This window comes from Prauserella shujinwangii (assembly GCF_003001955.1).
Lineage (GTDB): Bacteria > Actinomycetota > Actinomycetes > Mycobacteriales > Pseudonocardiaceae > Qaidamihabitans > Qaidamihabitans shujinwangii.
The window spans coordinates 219560-236125 of record NZ_PVNH01000012.1 but is presented as its reverse complement, the minus strand read 5'-3'; the positions used below and the strand labels follow the sequence as shown (position 1 = coordinate 236125).

General features: G+C 73.4%; 12 protein-coding genes, 1 rRNA gene and 1 pseudogene. 7 read left to right on the top strand and 7 right to left on the bottom strand.

Annotated features, from left to right (window positions below):
- Nucleotides 1–90 (top strand): 5S ribosomal RNA (gene rrf / locus B0I33_RS26800); the annotation flags it as partial.
- Between the two features lie 147 nt (nt 91–237).
- Here rrf and hisS read toward each other — a convergent pair.
- The 5 genes from hisS to B0I33_RS26775 all read right to left on the bottom strand — a co-directional run bounded on the left by hisS (nt 238) and on the right by B0I33_RS26775 (nt 6071).
- Complete coding sequence (gene hisS, locus B0I33_RS26795; protein WP_106181693.1) at nt 238–1515, bottom strand: histidine--tRNA ligase; 1278 nt, start codon at nt 1513–1515, stop codon at nt 238–240.
- 48 nt (nt 1516–1563) lie between these two features.
- Nucleotides 1564–3072 (bottom strand): MFS transporter, encoded by a 1509-nt coding sequence (locus tag B0I33_RS26790; RefSeq protein ID WP_106181691.1) that lies wholly within the window; start codon nt 3070–3072, stop codon nt 1564–1566.
- On the bottom strand, nt 3069–3761 hold the full coding sequence (locus B0I33_RS26785) for an LppX_LprAFG lipoprotein (RefSeq protein ID WP_106181690.1): 693 nt from the start codon (nt 3759–3761) through the stop codon (nt 3069–3071). The genes B0I33_RS26790 and B0I33_RS26785 overlap by 4 nt, the downstream gene beginning before the upstream one ends.
- Before the next feature lie 50 nt (nt 3762–3811).
- A complete protein-coding gene (locus tag B0I33_RS26780; protein ID WP_106181688.1) occupies nt 3812–4264 on the bottom strand; it encodes a flavodoxin family protein in 453 nt (150 codons plus the stop codon).
- 157 nt (nt 4265–4421) lie between these two features.
- Nucleotides 4422–6071 carry a phospho-sugar mutase gene (locus B0I33_RS26775; RefSeq protein ID WP_106181686.1) on the bottom strand — a complete coding sequence of 550 codons (1650 nt, stop codon included), beginning with the start codon at nt 6069–6071 and terminating at the stop codon, nt 4422–4424.
- A 67-nt stretch (nt 6072–6138) separates the two neighbouring features.
- Between B0I33_RS26775 and B0I33_RS26770 the strand changes: the two genes are divergently transcribed.
- Complete coding sequence (locus B0I33_RS26770; protein ID WP_106181684.1) at nt 6139–7341, top strand: PucR family transcriptional regulator; 1203 nt, start codon at nt 6139–6141, stop codon at nt 7339–7341.
- A 307-nt stretch (nt 7342–7648) separates the two neighbouring features.
- Here the strand turns inward: B0I33_RS26770 and B0I33_RS26765 are convergent, their stop codons facing one another.
- Nucleotides 7649–8479, bottom strand: a complete 831-nt coding sequence (locus tag B0I33_RS26765; RefSeq protein ID WP_425440526.1) for a purine-nucleoside phosphorylase — start codon at nt 8477–8479, stop codon at nt 7649–7651.
- Nucleotides 8480–8879: 400 nt separating this feature from the next.
- Between B0I33_RS26765 and B0I33_RS30590 the strand changes: the two are divergent.
- A pseudogene (locus B0I33_RS30590) lies at nt 8880–9101 on the top strand (CPBP family glutamic-type intramembrane protease); the annotation flags it as partial.
- Between the two features lie 134 nt (nt 9102–9235).
- Here the strand turns inward: B0I33_RS30590 and B0I33_RS26755 are convergent.
- Entirely contained in the window at nt 9236–10978 is a 1743-nt protein-coding gene (locus tag B0I33_RS26755; protein WP_106181747.1) for a serine/threonine-protein kinase, read from the bottom strand.
- Nucleotides 10979–11030: 52 nt separating this feature from the next.
- Between B0I33_RS26755 and B0I33_RS26750 the strand changes: the two genes are divergently transcribed.
- From B0I33_RS26750 to B0I33_RS26735, 4 genes are read left to right on the top strand one after another with little or no spacing between them, the layout of a single operon-like run.
- A complete protein-coding gene (locus B0I33_RS26750; protein WP_106181681.1) occupies nt 11031–12917 on the top strand; it encodes a methylmalonyl-CoA mutase family protein in 1887 nt (628 codons plus the stop codon).
- Entirely contained in the window at nt 12917–15094 is a 2178-nt protein-coding gene (scpA, locus tag B0I33_RS26745; RefSeq protein ID WP_106181679.1) for a methylmalonyl-CoA mutase, read from the top strand. The genes B0I33_RS26750 and scpA overlap by 1 nt, the downstream gene beginning before the upstream one ends.
- A 4-nt stretch (nt 15095–15098) precedes the next feature.
- Nucleotides 15099–16112, top strand: coding sequence for a methylmalonyl Co-A mutase-associated GTPase MeaB (gene meaB / locus B0I33_RS26740; protein WP_106181677.1), 1014 nt, complete (start codon nt 15099–15101; stop codon nt 16110–16112).
- A 34-nt stretch (nt 16113–16146) separates the two neighbouring features.
- The gene (locus B0I33_RS26735) at nt 16147–16443 is read left to right on the top strand and encodes a hypothetical protein (protein ID WP_106181676.1); all 297 of its coding nucleotides are present in this window, start codon (nt 16147–16149) and stop codon (nt 16441–16443) included.
- The last annotated feature ends 123 nt before the right edge of the window (nt 16444–16566 follow it).

Sequence of the window (16566 nt, the reverse complement as noted above, 5' to 3'; positions counted from 1 at the left end):
CCCGGACCCATCCCGAACCCGGAAGCTAAGCCCACCAGCGCCGATGGTACTGCACCCGAAGGGGTGTGGGAGAGTAGGACACCGCCGTACATAACTTCAAGAAGCGGGGCCCCGTCAGCCGGGGCCCCGCTTTCTTGTGTGTTTTCCAAGCCACCTGTTGCGGGAAAAGGGGTGCGTGGCCGTGTGCCACGCACCCCTTTTCGATTTCTCGGTACCGGTCGGTGCTGGAAGGGCTGGCTATTCCTGCCGCAGGAGTCGTTCCTCGAGCCGGGTGCCCGGTTCGGCGTCCGCACGCAGGTGCACGAACGCGGTGAAGCCCGCGGCTTCCAGCCGCTTGAGCTGAGCCGGGAACTTGCCGCTGCGGCGCACCGGCGCCACCGCCCGGTTCCCCTCACGGAGGTCGCGGGCCGCCGCGAGCACGCGGGGTGTCGGCACGTCGGCGTCGTACAGCACTGCCAGCCGTTGACCCGACGGTGGCGCGGCGAGCAGATCCACGATGCGTTCGAAGCCGATCGAGAACCCGCAGGCAGGAACGTCGGTGCCGAGGCTGCGGCCGACGAGGTTGTCGTAGCGCCCGCCACCGGCGACGGAACCCGCCGCACCGGGGTAGGCGACCTCGAAGATCTGCCCGGTGTAGTAGCCCATGCCCCGCACCAGGGTGGGGTCGAACTCCCACCGCACCGCCTGCTCGGCGCTGATCTGGCTCAGGCACGACGTGGTCGTGGCCAGGTCGGCGACGACCTCCTGCGGGAGCGTCGGCAGCACGTCGCCGAGCATGTCGGCCACCTTCTCCGCGGGGGTCTCGCCGAGCGCCTCGATCCGGTCCCGCGCCGCGGTGACCACGTCCTGCGGGAAACCACGCCGGACCAGCTCCTCGGAGACACCGTCCCAGCCGATCTTGTCGAGCTTGTCGAGCGCGATGAAGAAGCCGTCCTGCGCCTCGGCGGCCACCCCCGCCTCCGCGGCCAGCGTGGCCAGGAACCGGCGGTCGGAGAGCCGCACGGTCGTGTCCGTGAGTCCCACCCGGTTCAGCGCGTCGGTGGTGGCCTCGATCAGCTCCGCCTCGGCCAGCACGCCCGGCTCGCCGATCATGTCGATGTCGCACTGGTAGAACTGGCGGTAGCGACCCTTCTGTGGCCGCTCCGCACGCCACACCGGCCCGAACTGGAACGACCGGAACGGGGTCGGCAGCTCCGCGCGGTTCTGCCCGTAGAAGCGGGCGAGCGGCACGGTCAGGTCGTAGCGCAGGCCCAGGTCGACCAGCTCGGCCAGCTCGGTGCCCGCCTCCAGCCGGTCCGGCAGCCCCCGGCGCAGCACCTGGAAGATCATCTTCTCGTTCTCGCCGCCCTCACCGCCGGACAGCCGCTCGATCCGCTCCAGCGCGGGCGTCTCGATGCGCTGGTAGCCGTAGCGGCCGTACACCTCGGTGATGGTCGACAGCACATGGTCGCGGACCGCCACCGCAGCGGGAAGCAGGTCACGGGTCCCCCTCGCGGGGCTGTTGTCGATCTTCACCAGGTGTTTCCTCGGGTCGGAGTGAACGGCTCTGCCTACCCGCCGAGTCTATCGACCGGTGCGGGCGCCCATGAGCAGGGCGAGCGCGGCTCCGGCCGCGCACACGGCCGCCGTCACCACGAAGATCTCCGTGTACTGGGTCAGCAGCGCCTGCCGCACCGCGTCGACGTACTCGGTCATCGCGTCGCGGTAGGCCTGGTCCGAGGGGAAGAGCACGCGGATCGGCACGTCCAGTTGCGCGGTCATGCTGTGGAAGCGGTACAGGCCCCAGGCGGACAGCGCCGCGATCCCGACGAGCATCCCCGTCATCCGGGCGACCACCACCCCGGCGGAGGCGACACCGTGCTGGGTCGGCGAGACCACCCGCAGCACGGACGCCGACAGCGGAGCGATGACCAGTCCCAGCCCGAGCCCGACGATCACCAGGTCGGTGTCCAGCCTCGGCAGGGTCAGCGGCCCGAGCTCGTGCCGTGCGCTGAGCACCTCCATCGGCCAGGCCGACATCAGCAGGAAGCCGCAGGCGGCGAGGATCATGCCCACGAACGTCATCCAGCGTTCCCCCACGCGGGCGGCCAGGACGCCACCGAGCACCGCGCCCACCGGCAGCGCGACGAGGAACCGCAGCAGCAGGAGCACGCTGCCCTGGTCGTCGCGGCCGAGCAGGGTCTGCGCGAACAGGTCGACGTCGACGAGCGTCACCATCAGCGCGGCGCCGGCCGTGGCGCTGGTGCCGAGCGCGGCGAGGAAGGGCCGCATCCGCACCGTCGTGGTGTCGAGCAGCCGGGTCCGTGCCCGCGACTCCCACAGCACGAAGAGCACGGCCGCGACCGCGGCGCCGATGAGGAACGGCCAGCCCCAGGCGGGCAGCACCCGTTCCCGCGGGTCGGGGTTGTAGAGGCCGACGACGGCGAGGCCGAGCGCCAGCGCGAGCAGCCCGCCGCCCGTGACGTCGACCCGCGCCCGCTCCGTGGGCCGCCCGCCGGGCACCGAGAAGTACACGGCCACCATCGCCAGCAGCGCCAGCGGCACGTTGACCCAGAACACGCTGCGCCACCCGGCCAGTGCCGCGAGCGCGATGCCGTACAGCGGGCCGAGCACGCTGCCGAGCTCCTGCGCCGCGCCCACCGTCCCCAGCACCGCCGCCCTGCGGCGTTCGCTCCACAGGTCGGCGACCAGGGCCATGGTCACCGGGAGCAGCGCACCGCCCGCGACACCGAGTACCAGCCTGCCGGCCACCAGCAGCGGCACACTCTCCGCGGACGCCGTGACCACCGAGCCCGCGAGGAAACCGGTGAGGCACACCTGCAGCAGCAGCTTGCGGCCGAACCTGTCGGAGGCCTGGCCGAGCAGCGGCATCGCTGCCACGTAGCCCAGCAGGTAGCCCGTGACGATCGGCGTCACCTGCTCGAGCCGGTTCACCGGGATGCGGAGGTCCTCGATGATCTGCCGCAGCAGGCCGATGACGACGTAGGTGTCGAGCGCGCCGAGCAGCACGGCCAGCGCCCCCGCGCCGATGGCGACGGAGCGGTTTCCCCGGGACGCGGCGAGTGCGGTCACGCCGGTGGGGTCACGGTGACGGGCTCGTCGACGGCCGACAGCGTGACCTCGACCGTCGCGTCGCCGGGGAACGCGGCCGAGGCGCGTACGGGGAGGTGCTCGCCGTCCTGGCGCAGCCACACCGTCAGGTTCGCGTCCGACGTGATGCCGGGCAGCATCCCGGACAGCACGTCCTTCGGCACCATCCCGCTGACCTTGTACGCCGCGGTGCCGTCCACGTCCTCGGCGGCCTCCGTGACCGGCTTGCGCATCGCGGACAGCAGCTTCGACACGCCGCGCTCAGGGTCGAGCACCGCGGAGGGGTCGTACACCGACGAGCTCAGCGCCGCCGGGATCCGCTGGTACCCACCGGTCGGCCCCTTGAGGTAGAGCGTGTCTCCGGTGAGCACGAAGTCGATCTCGACGAGCTGGCCAGCCTGCTCGATCGTGCCGCTGCCCTCGGCCGTGCCGTCGCGCGTGAGGTCGCCTTCGAGACTCCGCACGCTCAGGCCGGGCACGTTGCCGTTGACCTGGAGGGTGAAGTGCGTGCTGGTGATGTCGCGGGTGGCCGCCGCCGCGTCCCGCACCAGGGCGGCACCGTCGGGCAACTGTTCGCTCGGAGCGTCGTCGGACGTGCACCCGGCGGCGGCAGCGCTCGCCACGGCGGCGAACACGGCGAGCGTCGCGCACAGGATTCGGCGGAGGACCATGCCGGAATCGTAGGGGCATGCCCGAATGGCCCGTGGCGGGAACCGGTGTTTCAGGACATGAGACCGGCGGCCAGCGTGCCACCGAGCTCCCAGCACGCCTCGAGGTCGTCCTTGGCGGGCTCGCCCAGCACGACGGCGGGTGCGGCGGCCTGCTTCCAGCCGAGCCCCGTGGTGATGCTCTCGATGGCCCGCTGCGCTCCCTCGATGCCCTGGTTGCCGTGCAGGTAGTAGCCGAACGGCCGGCCGCGGGTCGCGTCCAGGCACGGGTAGTACACCGTGTCGAAGAAGTGCTTGAGCGCGCCCGAGAGGTAGCCGAGGTTGGCGGGGGTGCCGAGGAGGTACCCGTCGGCCTCCAGCACGTCCGGCGCGGTCGCCGAGAGGGCGGGCCTGCGCACCACGTCGACACCGGTGATCTCCGGGTCGGTCGCCCCGGACAATGCGGCCTCGAACATGGCCTGCAGGTGCGGCGACGGGGTGTGGTGGACGATCAGCAAGGTAGGCACAGTGCGCCAGCCTGCCCGCGGCCCGGGAGCCCCGCAACCGCCCCGCCCCGTCACCCACAAGCGCCCCTCCCGCCCCTCTGATGCGGAGCAAGGGAGCTTTACTACCGTCTGGCGGTAGTAAAGCTCCCTCGCTCCTCCGGCGGGGGTGGGGTGGGGGTCACGGGGTCAGGAGGGTCTCCACGTCGGCGCGGAGGGCGGCCAGGCGGTCGGCTGCCGCGCGGCGCGCGGCGGCGAGACCGTCCGGGCCGGGCACGTCGGCGGTCACCTCCAGGTACGTCTTGAGCTTCGGCTCGGTGCCGGACGGGCGCAGCACCACCCGCAGGCCGGGACCGCGCAGCCGCAGCACGTCGGCGTCCGGCAGCAGGTCCTCCGCCGTCACCTCGGTCCCGGCGAGGGTGCCCGGCGGGTCGGCGCGCAGCCGCTCCATCAGCCGTGCCCTGGCGGACAGGTCGGCCATCCGGGGCGCGACCTGGCCGGTCAGGTGCACCCCGTGCCGCACCGCGAGCTCGTCGAGCAGGTCGAACAGGGTCCGCCCCTCGGCCTTCGCGGTCGCCGCCAGGTCGCCCGCGAGCACGGCCGCCGCGATGCCGTCCTTGTCCCGCACGGTGCCGGGGTCGACACACAGCCCGAGCGCCTCCTCGTAGGCGTAGACCAGCCCTTCCCCAGCGCGGACCAGCCACTTGAACCCCGTCAGCGTCTCCGCGTACCTGGCGCCGCGCGCCCGCGCGATCCGGCCCAGCATCGACGACGACACGATCGTCGTCGCCACCAGCGGGTCCGGCGTCCGCCCGGTGGCCAGCACCTGGTCGCCGAGGAGCACACCCGTCTCGTCGCCGGTGAGCATCCGCCAGGTGCCGTCGCGGTCGCGGGCGCCCAGCGCGCACCGGTCGGCGTCCGGGTCGAGCGCGACGGCGAGGTCGGCGCCGGTCTCCGCGGCCAGGGCGAGCAGCCGGTCGGTGGCGCCCGGCTCCTCCGGGTTGGGGAAGGCGACGGTGGGGAAGCCGGGGTCGGGCGCCGCCTGCTCCGGCACCTGCGCGGGTTCGGCGAACCCGGCCCGGCGCAGCGCCGCGCCGAGCACGTCCGCCCCCACCCCGTGCAGTGCCGTCGCCACCATCCGCAGGTCGCGCGCGCCACCCCTCGGCAGCGCGGCGACGCGGTCCAGGTAGGCCTCCAGCACGTCCGCCCCGAGCGGGCGCGCACCGGGCTGCCTCGGCACCGCCACCGCGGCCGGGGTGGCCGCGATCGCCGCCTCGATCTCCGTGTCGGCAGGCGGCACGATCTGCGCGCCGCTGTCGTCGTAGAGCTTGTACCCGTTGTCGGCGGGCGGGTTGTGCGAGGCGGTGATCTGGATGCCCGCCACGGCGCCGAGCCACCGGATCGCGAACGCCAGCACCGGGGTGGGCAGCGGCTCCGGCAGCGTCCGCACCACGAACCCGGCCGCGGTGAGCACCTCCGCGGCGGCGGTGGCGAACGCCTCCGACCCGCGCCGGGCGTCCCGGCCGACGACCACCGTGCCGCCGCGCCGCGGCGCCAGCCACGAGGCCACGCCCGCCGTGGTGCGCACCACCACCGCGGTGTTCATCCCGTTCGGCCCCGCGCGCACGGGCCCGCGCAGCCCCGCCGTGCCGAACCGCAGCGGGCCCGCCATGCGGTCGGCCAGCCCGGCGACCGCGTCCGGGTCGCCGCCCATGGCCTTCGCCAGTACGTCCCGCAGCTCGCCGCGCGAGCCGGGATCGGGGTCGTCGGCGATCCAGCGGAACGCCTCGTCGCGCAGGGCCGGGGTGAGCTTCCGGGGCGGCTCGGTCACCGGGCCATGTTGTCAACCCCGGCCGATCTCGCTAGCGTCGCCCCGACTCGACGGGGGTAGCACAGCCATGGGGAACGAGGCCGCCACGGTCGGAGCCGACACCAGCCGCCTGCCAGCCGGGCTGGTACCGGGACTCCGCGAGCGAGCCACCGAGGTCGCACATCGCATCTTGCAGGAGATCCAGCGGTCGATCCCCGCCTACTCCAGACCGCTCGAGGGCACCTTCGGCAGGGCGATCGTCGACGGCATCGAGCACGGCGTGCGGGACTTCATCGACCGGATGGTGCACCCGGGCGGCCCCGGTCCGGAGACCGCGGAGCTGTTCCGGCAGCTCGGCAAGTACGAGGTGGCCGAGGGGCGCGGGATCGACGTGCTGCACTCCGCCTACCGGATCGGCGCTCGCGTGGGCTGGCAGGCGCTGAGCGACTTCGGGCAGCGGGCCGGGCTGCCGGTGGCCACCATGTGCGAACTGGCCGAGAACCTGTTCGCCTACATCGACGAGCTGTCCTCGCTGTCGTACGAGGGGTACACGGCCGCGCAGGCGAGGGTGGCGGGTGCGCTGGAGCGGCGGCGCAAGCGTTTGCTCGAACTGCTTCTCGCCGACCCCCCGGTGCCGTCCGGGGTGCTCGTCGAACAGTCCGCTGCCGCGGGCTGGGAACTGCCCGGCACCGTGGCGGTGGTGGTGCTCGACGCCCCGGACGGCGCCCCGGCGCCATCGCAGCCCGAGGTGGCCGCGGACGTCCTGGTCGACCTCGAAAGCCCCGCTCCCTGTCTCGTGGTGCCCGCGCCCGGGGGCGAGGTGCCGGACCTGGAGCCCGCGCTGGCCGGCTGGCGCGCGGTGGTCGGTCCCGTCGTCGACGTCACCGCCGCCCGGGACTCGCTGCGGTGGGCGCGGCACCTGCTGGCGCTGCTGCGGCACGGGGTGCTCCCGGACCGGCCGGTGACCTGGTGTGCCGACCACCTCACGACGCTGTGGCTGCTCGCGGACACCGAACTGGCCCGGCAGCTGGTGCGGCAGGCCGTCGAGCCGCTCGACTCCCTCAGCGGCAAGCAACGCGAACGGCTCGCCGAGACGCTGTCCGCGTGGCTGGAGATCCGCGGCGGAGCGCCGGAGGTGGCCGCCCATCTCGACGTGCACCCCCAGACCGTGCGGTACCGGCTGCACCAGCTGGACGAGCTCTACGGCGGCCGGCTGCGGGACGCGGACGAGCGTTTCGCGCTCACGGTGGCGTTGCGCGCCCGGCGTATTCTCCGGCTCCTTTCGGAGTAATCCGAGCGCGATTCCCCGCATTCGGGTGAGTATCGAAAATCGGGGATTTGTCACCGGGATGACAAGTCGCGCACGGTTAACGGCAATGGGGCCCCGAAGCACTCGATCGGGCTATTGTCCGGTTGTCAACGCTTCCGACAAATTGACTGCGCCGCACCGAATTCCACTGCCCGCCGACAAAACGGGAGGCGGTTCCGTGCGGTGAATTTCACCGTGCCCTGCTCGTGGAAAGAGGATGCCGATGACCACTCGCGAAATCTCCGACGTGCCCATCACCACCAGTCAGCCGACTGGCAAGTGAGGTATATCACGAACGTTCCACGAGTTCACGCAGCAGACCGCCCATCCGCGTCGCGGCCGCCCGGCCTGCCTCCAGAACCTCCTCGTGGTTCAGGTGCTCGCCGGTCATGCCCGCCGCCAGGTTGGTGACCAGCGACAGCCCGAACACCTCGACGCCCGCGGCCCGCGCGGCGATGGCCTCGAGCACGGTGGACATGCCGACCAGGTCCGCGCCGAGGGTCCGCAGCATCCGGATCTCGGCGGGGGTCTCGAAATGCGGTCCCGGCAGCCCGGCGTAGACGCCCTCCGCCAGCTCGGGGTCGATCTCCCTGGCCACGGCACGCAGCCGGTGCGAGTACAGGTCGACCAGGTCGACGAAGTGGGCGCCGGTGATCGGGGAGGTCGCCGTCAGGTTGAGGTGGTCGGCCACGATCACCGGCTGGCCGACGCGGAAGCCCTCGCGCAGCCCGCCCGCGGCGTTGGTCAGCAGAACCGTGCGCACACCGGCCGCCGCGGCGGTGCGCACGCCGTGCACCACCCGCGCGACACCCTTGCCCTCGTACAGGTGGGTACGGCCGAGCAGGACGAGCACGCGCTGGTCGCCCACCCGGACCGAGCGGGCGGTGCTGCCGTGGCCCACCGCGCTGGGAGTCTCGAACCCGGGCAGCTCGCCGAGCGGCACCTCCGCCTCGGCGGCGCCGAGGACGTCGGCGGCCGGCCGCCAGCCGGAGCCGAGCACCACGGCGATGTCGTGCCGCTCGGAGCCGGTCCGCTCGGCGAGAGCGGTGGCCGCCGCGGCGGCGAGTGCACTGGGCTGGTGGTCGATGTTGTCGGTCACGACGGTGCAGCCTAGGACCATCGCGCAGGCGGCCCGCCGGTGGCCGTGCCGGTACGGTTGACATATCGACACGTCCCCGACAGCACAGCCAGCGCAGCCAGCACAGACCGCACAGGCCGCCCTCGCCGGTACCGGGCCGCGAACGGGCAGGCTGCGCCGGTACGGCACGCTCGCCGTCGTGCTCGCCCTGCTGGCCGGGGTCCACGCCGCCGTGGAGCTGGGGCCGGCGGGCACCGAGTACCTCGCCGCTCCCGCCGTGGCCGTGGTGCTGCTCGGCCTGGCGCGACGGGCCGGGCTGAGCTGGGCCGACCTCGGCCTGTCCCGCCGCACCTGGCGCAGGGGCGCCGCCTACGGAGCCGGTGCGGTCGCCTTCGTGGCCGTGCTCTATCTCGTGGCCGCGGCGCTGCCCGCCACCAGGTCGATGTTCCTGGCCGAGGACTACCGCATCGGTCTGGGGGCCGCGCTGCTCACCGCACTGGTCGCCATCCCGCTCAACACCGTGCTGCTGGAGGAGGTCGCGTTCCGGGCCGTGCTGCCCGGCCTGGTGCGGCATCCCCTCGGCACCGCGTGGGCGTCCGTGCTCTCGGCGGTGCTGTTCGGGTTGTGGCACGTGCTGCCGTCGCTGCGGCTGGACAGCCCGGCCGTCACCGCCCTGGTCGGCGCCGGAGGCGCAGCGGCAGCGTGCTCGCCTCGGCGGGCCTGCACTGGGCGGCCAACGGTCTCGGGGTGCTCGCCTCGTCGGTCCTGTGGGCCGCGAAGGCCGCCTGACGCGCGAGGTCAGTTGGTCATCCGGAACGTGGGCACGATCCGGTCGAACAGCTCCGTACGGCCGAGCTGCTCCTGCTCGACCGGCACGGTCACGCTGACCACCCACAGGCTCGTCCCGCTGCGGAACGCGCGGGCGATCGTGGTGCGGTTCATCGCCCGCTCCGGCGGGTCCCCCGCGGGTTCGGCCGCCGTGCTGGCCCGCTCCGCGGTGCGGTAGGTGAGCCGCCTGCCCTCCTCGCCGCCGAGCGGCTCCGACTCGACCAGGTGGAAGTCTCCGGGTGGCCAGTACGACTCGAGCGCGCGGACGTAGCTGGTGAGCGAGTAGCCGGGGAAGAAGTCGGCGTAGCGCTGCACATTGAGCGCCTGCGTGCCGTTCGCCGAGACGAACTGCACCAGCGTGCTCGACGGCAGCCGCTCGGCGGGCTGCTGGGTGATGAACCGGGTCCAGTCCTCCGGCACCCGCACCGAGAACAGGCCGCCCTGCGCGCCGCGCAGGTTGGTCGCGTCGCCCTGCCGGGTCACCAGCTCCCTGGTCTCGGTGGGCCGGGGCGGGGCGGTCGGCGACGAGCGCGGCGGCGGGGTGAGGGCCTGGCCGCCCACGAGCCTGGTCAGCGCGAATCCCGTGGCCGTGGCGGCGACGAACAGCAGCACGGCCGTGACCACCAGCGCGGGGCCGCGCAGCGTGCGTCCCCGGCGCGGTGCGGCCGGCTCGCCCGCCGTGTCGAACGGCAGCGGGCCCGGATCGGCCGCCAGTTCGGCGCCGTCCGGCTCGGGCTCCGGGGTGACCTGCGGGATCACCCTGGTCACGCTCGCCTCCGGCCCGGCGGTGGCCTCACCGGCGAACAGCTCGGGGCCGAACAGCGGCTGCCGGGGCGCGGCGAGCAGTGAATACACCCTGCTCCGCGCCTCCGCCAGGGACATCCGCGCCGCCGGGTCCTTCGCCATCAGCCCGCGGATCACCGGGGCCAGCGGGCCGGGCGGCGGCTGCGGCACCTCACCGCGCACCACCAGGTTGACGGTCTCGATCGCGTTGCCGTCGACGTCGTACGGCGGGCGCCCGGCCGTGGCCGCGAACAGCGTCGCCCCCAGCCCCCACAGGTCCGCCGCGTAGGTCACCGGGCCGCCGGAGGCGACCTCGGGCGCGATGTACGCGGGCGAGCCGAGCATCATGCCGGTGCGCGTCATCGTCGCCTCGGAGACGTTGCGCGCGATGCCGAAGTCGGTGAGTTTGATCCGGCCGTCCCTGGCGACGAGCACGTTGCCCGGCTTGACGTCCCGGTGCGTGATCCCCGAGGCGTGCGCGGCCTCCAGCGCGGATGCGACGGCCTCGGCGACCGCGGCGGCCTGCGCGACGGTCAGCGGCCCGTGCTCCCGCAGCAACGCCGCGAGACTGCGGGCGGGCAGCAGCTCCATGACCACGAACGGGTCGCCGTTCTCCCTGGCCACGTCGTGCAGGACGATCACGTTGGGGTGCGAGAGCACGGCGATCGCCCTCGCCTCCCGCATGGTGCGCTCGCGCAGCTCGCCGGCCTGCGCCGCGGCCACCCCCTGCGGCAGGCGGACCTCCTTGACCGCGACCGGCCGCTGCAGGAACTCGTCGTAGGCGGACCAGACCGTGCCCATCGAGCCCGAGCCGAGCACCGAGAGCAGGCGGTAGCGGCCTGCGACGAGCCGGGATTCGGCGCCTGGCGTGGACACGGCCCTATTGTGTCGGACCCGGTCCCGGAACCGGTCGCGGCCAGCCGAGTTCATGGCGATCTGCCTCACACTCGGGGGGTCTTCCCCGGCCCTACCATGAGGAGTTATGACGAACGTGGCTGGTACGTCGGCGTCCACGGCCGCAACCGAACCGCGGGAGCTCTCCCTCGCCGCGGAGTTCGGCACACCGAGCCACGAACAGTGGCAGCGGCTCGTCGCCTCGGTGCTGAGGAAGTCCGGCGCCCTGCCCGAGGACTTCACCGGCGCCCCGGAGAGCCTGCTCGCGAGCCGCACCTACGACGGCATCGAGATCCGGCCGCTCTACACCGCCGCCGACGAGGCGCCGCCCGCCGGGCTGCCCGGGCTGCCGCCGTTCGTGCGCGGCTCCGTTCCCGAGGGGCACGTCACCACCGGCTGGGACGTCCGCGCCCGGCACGCCACGGGCGACCCGGCCGCGGCCAACCGCGCCGTGCTCGCCGACCTGGAGGGTGGCGTCACCTCCGTCTGGCTGCGCGTGGGGGACGGCGCGCTGGCCCCCGGCGCGCTGCCCGAGGCCCTGCACGACGTCCACCTCGACCTGGCCGCCGTGGTCCTGGACCCCGGGGAGCACTACCCGGCCGCCGCCGACGCGCTGCTGGGCCTGCTCGCCGACCGCGCCGCACCCCCGGCCGAGGTGACCGGGGGACTCGGCGCCGACCCGATCGGCCTGCGCGCCCGCACGGGGCGCCCGCACGAGCTCGCGCCCGCCGCCGAGCTCGCCGCGCGGGTGGCCGGGACGCACCCGCGGCTCCGCACGCTCGTCGCCGACGGGCTGCCGTTCCACGAGGCGGGCGGCGCCGACGCGCAGGAGCTCGGCGCCACGATCGCCGCGGGGGTCGCCTACCTGCGGGCGCTGACCGCCGCCGGGCTCGACGTCGACACGGCGGCCGCGCAGCTCGAGTTCCGCCTCGCGGCCACCACCGACCAGTTCCTCACGATCGCGAAGTTCCGCGCCGCGCGCAGGCTGTGGGCGCGGGTGCTGGAGGTCTGCGGCGCGCGGCCCGGCGGGATGGCGCAGCACGCCGTCACCTCGCCCGCGATGCTCACCCGCCGCGACCCGTGGGTGAACATGCTCCGCACGACCGTGGCGGCGTTCGCCGCGGGGGTCGGCGGCGCGGACGCGGTGACCGTGCTGCCGTTCGATACCGCGCTCGGGCAGCCGGACGCGTTCGCCCGGCGCATCGCCCGCAACACCCAGATCATCCTGCTGGAGGAGTCGAAGCTGGCCGGGGTGATCGACCCGGCCGGCGGTTCGTTCTACGCCGAGAACCTGACCGACGAGCTCGCCAGGGCCGCGTGGCGGGAGTTCACCGCCATCGAGGCGGCGGGCGGCATCGAGGCCGAGCTGGACTCCGGCGCCCTCGCCGCGCGGCTCGCCGGGACATGGGAGCGGCGCAGGCGGCGCATCGCGACTCGCGAGGATCCGATCACGGGCGTCAGCGAGTTCCCCGACCTCGCCGAGGAACCCGTCGAGCGCCCGCCCGCACCGTCCCCTGTGGACGGCGGTGGACTGCCGCGGGTGCGCTATGCGGAGGATTTCGAGGCGCTGCGTGACCGCTCGGACGTCCACCTCGCCGAGCACGGTTCCCGCCCGAAGGTCTTCCTCGCCACGCTGGGCCCGCTCGCCGCGCACACGGCCCGCGCGACGTTCGCGGCCAATCTGTTCGCCGCGGGCGGGATCGAGCCCGTCAATCCCGGCGTCACCGAGGACACCGCAGCGCTCGTGGCGGCGTTCCGGGACAGCGGAACCCCCGTCGCGTGCCTGTGCGGCTCCGACTCCGCCTACGCCGAGCGGGCCGGTGAGGTGGCGGCCGCGCTGCGGGACGCCGGAGCGCGGGCCGTGCTGCTGGCGGGAAAACCGGCCGAACACACGGGCGTCACCGGGTTCGTCCACACCGGATGCGACGCGCTCGCCGTCCTGTCCGGCACCCTCGACACGCTGGGAGTCGCGTGATGAGCATCCCGAACTTCGCCGACGTCGAACTGGGCACACCCGGCCCCGCGGACGCCGCGGCCTGGAGTGAGGCCCTGCAGGCGAGCACCGGCAAGGGCGCCGACGCGCTGACCTGGGAGACCCCCGAGGGGATCGGCGTCAGGCCGCTCTACACCGCCGACGACCTGTCCGATGTGGACTTCCTGCACACCTACCCCGGCATCGCGCCGTACCTGCGCGGGCCGTACCCGACGATGTACGTGAACCAGCCGTGGACGATCCGGCAGTACGCCGGGTTCTCCACCGCCGAGGAGTCGAACGCCTTCTACCGGCGCAACCTCGCGGCGGGGCAGAAGGGCCTGTCCGTCGCGTTCGACCTCGCGACCCACCGCGGCTACGACTCCGACCACCCGCGCGTGGCCGGGGACGTCGGCATGGCCGGCGTCGCGATCGACTCGATCTACGACATGCGGCAGCTCTTCGACGGCATCCCGCTGGACCGGATGAGCGTGTCGATGACCATGAACGGCGCCGTGCTCCCGGTGCTGGCGCTCTACATCGTGGCCGCCGAGGAGCAGGGCGTCGAGCCGAAGCAGCTGGCGGGGACCATCCAGAACGACATCCTCAAGGAGTTCATGGTCCGCAACACCTACATCTACCCGCCGCAGCCGTCAATGCGGATCATCTCCGACATCTTCGCGTTCACCTCGCGGAACATGCCCCGGTTCAACTCCATCTCGATCTCCGGCTACCACATGCAGGAGGCCGGGGCGACCGCCGACCTGGAGCTGGCGTACACGCTCGCCGACGGCGTGGAGTACATCCGCGCGGGCCTCGACGGCGGCCTCGACATCGACGCGTTCGCGCCGCGCCTGTCGTTCTTCTGGGCGATCGGCATGAACTTCTTCATGGAGGTCGCGAAGCTGCGCGCGGCCCGGCTGCTGTGGGCCAAGCTCGTCAAGCGGTTCGATCCGGCGAACGACAAGTCGCTCTCGCTGCGCACGCACTGCCAGACGTCGGGCTGGTCGCTGACCGCGCAGGACGTCTACAACAACGTGGTCCGGACCTGCGTCGAGGCGATGGCGGCGACCCAGGGGCACACGCAGTCGCTGCACACCAACGCGCTGGACGAGGCGCTCGCGCTGCCCACCGACTTCTCCGCGCGCATCGCCCGCAACACCCAGCTGCTGCTGCAGCAGGAGTCCGGCACGACGCGGGTGATCGACCCGTGGGGCGGCAGCGCGTTCGTCGAGCGGCTCACCTACGACCTGGCGCGCCGGGCGTGGGCCCACCTCGGCGAGGTCGAGGCGGCGGGCGGCATGGCCAGGGCGATCGACGCCGGTATCCCCAAGCTGCGCATCGAGGAGGCCGCGGCGCGCACCCAGGCGCGGATCGACTCCGGGCGGCAGCCGGTCGTCGGCGTCAACAAGTACCGGGTCGACGCCGAGCAGCAGGTCGAGGTCCTCAAGATCGACAACGCCGGGGTGCGCGCGCAGCAGCTGGAGAAGCTGCGCAGGCTGCGTGCGGAACGCGACGAGGAGGCGACGCGGGAGGCGCTGCGCAAGCTCACCGCGGGCGCCGCGGCCGACCAGGGTGAGGCCAACCTGCTCGCGCTGGCCATCGACGCGGCCCGGGCCAAGGCGACGGTCGGGGAGATCTCCGACGCCCTGGAGCAGGTGTGGGGGCGGCACGCCGGGCAGATCCGTACGATCTCCGGCGTGTACCGCGACGAGGCAGGCAAGTCCGAGGGCCTGCGGCAGGCGCGCGAGCGGGTGGAGCGGTTCGCCGAGTCCGAGGGGCGCAGGCCGCGCATCCTCGTGGCCAAGATGGGCCAGGACGGGCACGACCGCGGCCAGAAGGTGATCGCGACCGCGTTCGCCGACCTGGGCTTCGATGTCGACGTGGGCCCCCTGTTCTCGACGCCGGCCGAGGTGGCGCGGCAGGCGGTGGAGGCCGACGTGCACATCGTCGGTGTGTCCTCGCTCGCGGCCGGTCACCTGTCCCTCGTGCCCGCGCTGCGCGCGGAGCTGGCCGAGCTCGGCCGCGCGGACATCATGGTCGTGTGCGGCGGTGTCATCCCGCCGCAGGACTACGACGAGCTGCGCGCGGCGGGAGCGGCGGCGATCTTCGGTCCCGGCACGGTGATCTCCGAGGCCGCCGTCGACCTGCTCGACCAGCTCGAAGCACGGCACGCGTAGCTCGATGCCCCGGCAGATCGACGTCGGCGACTACGCCAAGGGAGTGCTCGCGGGGGACCGCGGGACGCTCTCGCGGGCGATCACGCTCGTCGAGTCGCAGCGGCCCGACCATCGGGAGCGTGCCCAGGAGCTGCTGGTGGAGCTGCTGCCGCACGCGGGCGGCGCGCAGCGGGTGGGCATCACCGGCGTGCCCGGGGTCGGCAAGTCGACCTTCATCGACCAGCTCGGCACCAACCTGACCGGTGCTGGGCACCGGGTCGCCGTGCTCGCGGTGGACCCGTCCTCGACGCGCACCGGCGGCAGCATCCTCGGGGACAAAACGCGGATGGCCAGGCTCGCCGTCGACGCGGGCGCGTTCATCCGGCCGTCGCCGACTTCCGGCACGCTCGGCGGCGTGGCCAGGGCGACGCGGGAGACGATCGTGCTGATGGAGGCGGCGGGCTACGACGTCGTCCTGGTGGAGACGGTCGGCGTCGGGCAGTCCGAGGTGGCGGTGGCCAACATGGTCGACTGCTTCCTGTTCCTCACCCTCGCCCGCACCGGCGACCAGCTGCAGGGCATCAAGAAGGGCGTGCTGGAGCTGGCCGACGTCATCGCCGTGAACAAGGCCGACGGCGAGTACGAGCTGCAGGCGCGCAAGGCGGCGCGAGAGCTGTCCGGGGCCCTGCGGATGCTCTACGGCCCCGACGCGGCGTGGACGCCACCCGTGCTCACCTGCAGCGCGCTCACCGGTAACGGCCTCGGCACGGTGTGGCAGCAGATCGGCAGGCACCGGGAGCTGCTCGAGTCGTCCGGGCAGCTGGCGGAGAAGCGGGCGCGGCAGCAGGTGGACTGGACCTGGTCGATGGTCCGCGAGCGGCTGCTCGACCAGCTGTCCGCGCACCCCGGGGTCCGGGCGGTCGTGCCCGAGGTCGAGCGTGCCGTGCGGGACGGCGAGCTGACGGCGACGCTGGCCGCCGAGCGCATCCTGGCCGCCTTCTCCTCGCCCGGTCGGGGCGACACACCGCGCGCCGAGTGACGTCCACCGCGCCCGGCAGGGCAGACTTGGCGGCGTGCGCGTGCTGATTGCCGGGGTGCTGGTCGTCCTCGTCGGAGTGCTCGCCTGCGGCGGGCCCGCCCAGGCGGCGGTGCCCATCGCGGCCGCGGAGCCCGGGGTGGCGATGGGCAGCGGGGCTCCCGTGCTCGTCCAGGACCCGTCGCCCGAGCCGGGGCCGCAGCTCGACCCGCAGACCGAGGCCGACTCCCGCAAGACGAAGAACAAGCTGATCGTCGGCGGCGCCGCGCTGGTCCTGCTGCTCATCGTCATCTGGGGCCGCAAGCAGCGGAACAAGAACCGGCCCGGTAAGTAGCGCTCGCGGCGGTCCCGGACTACAGCCTGGCCGAACACTCCGTAACCGTTCAACGCAGATCCACTACCGGCTGTCTCCTCATTAGGACATCCGGGGATTACCTTCACCTGTTTGGTGCAAGAC

Coding starts and splice junctions, on each gene's coding strand:
- B0I33_RS26765 (WP_425440526.1), bottom strand. CDS start 8,479: ATGGTCCTAGGCTGCACCGTCGTGACCGACAACATCGACCACCAGCCC.
- B0I33_RS26785 (WP_106181690.1), bottom strand. CDS start 3,761: ATGGTCCTCCGCCGAATCCTGTGCGCGACGCTCGCCGTGTTCGCCGCC.
- scpA (WP_106181679.1), top strand. CDS start 12,917: ATGAGCATCCCGAACTTCGCCGACGTCGAACTGGGCACACCCGGCCCC.
- B0I33_RS26755 (WP_106181747.1), bottom strand. CDS start 10,978: ATGAACTCGGCTGGCCGCGACCGGTTCCGGGACCGGGTCCGACACAAT.
- meaB (WP_106181677.1), top strand. CDS start 15,099: ATGCCCCGGCAGATCGACGTCGGCGACTACGCCAAGGGAGTGCTCGCG.
- B0I33_RS26770 (WP_106181684.1), top strand. CDS start 6,139: ATGGGGAACGAGGCCGCCACGGTCGGAGCCGACACCAGCCGCCTGCCA.
- B0I33_RS26750 (WP_106181681.1), top strand. CDS start 11,031: ATGACGAACGTGGCTGGTACGTCGGCGTCCACGGCCGCAACCGAACCG.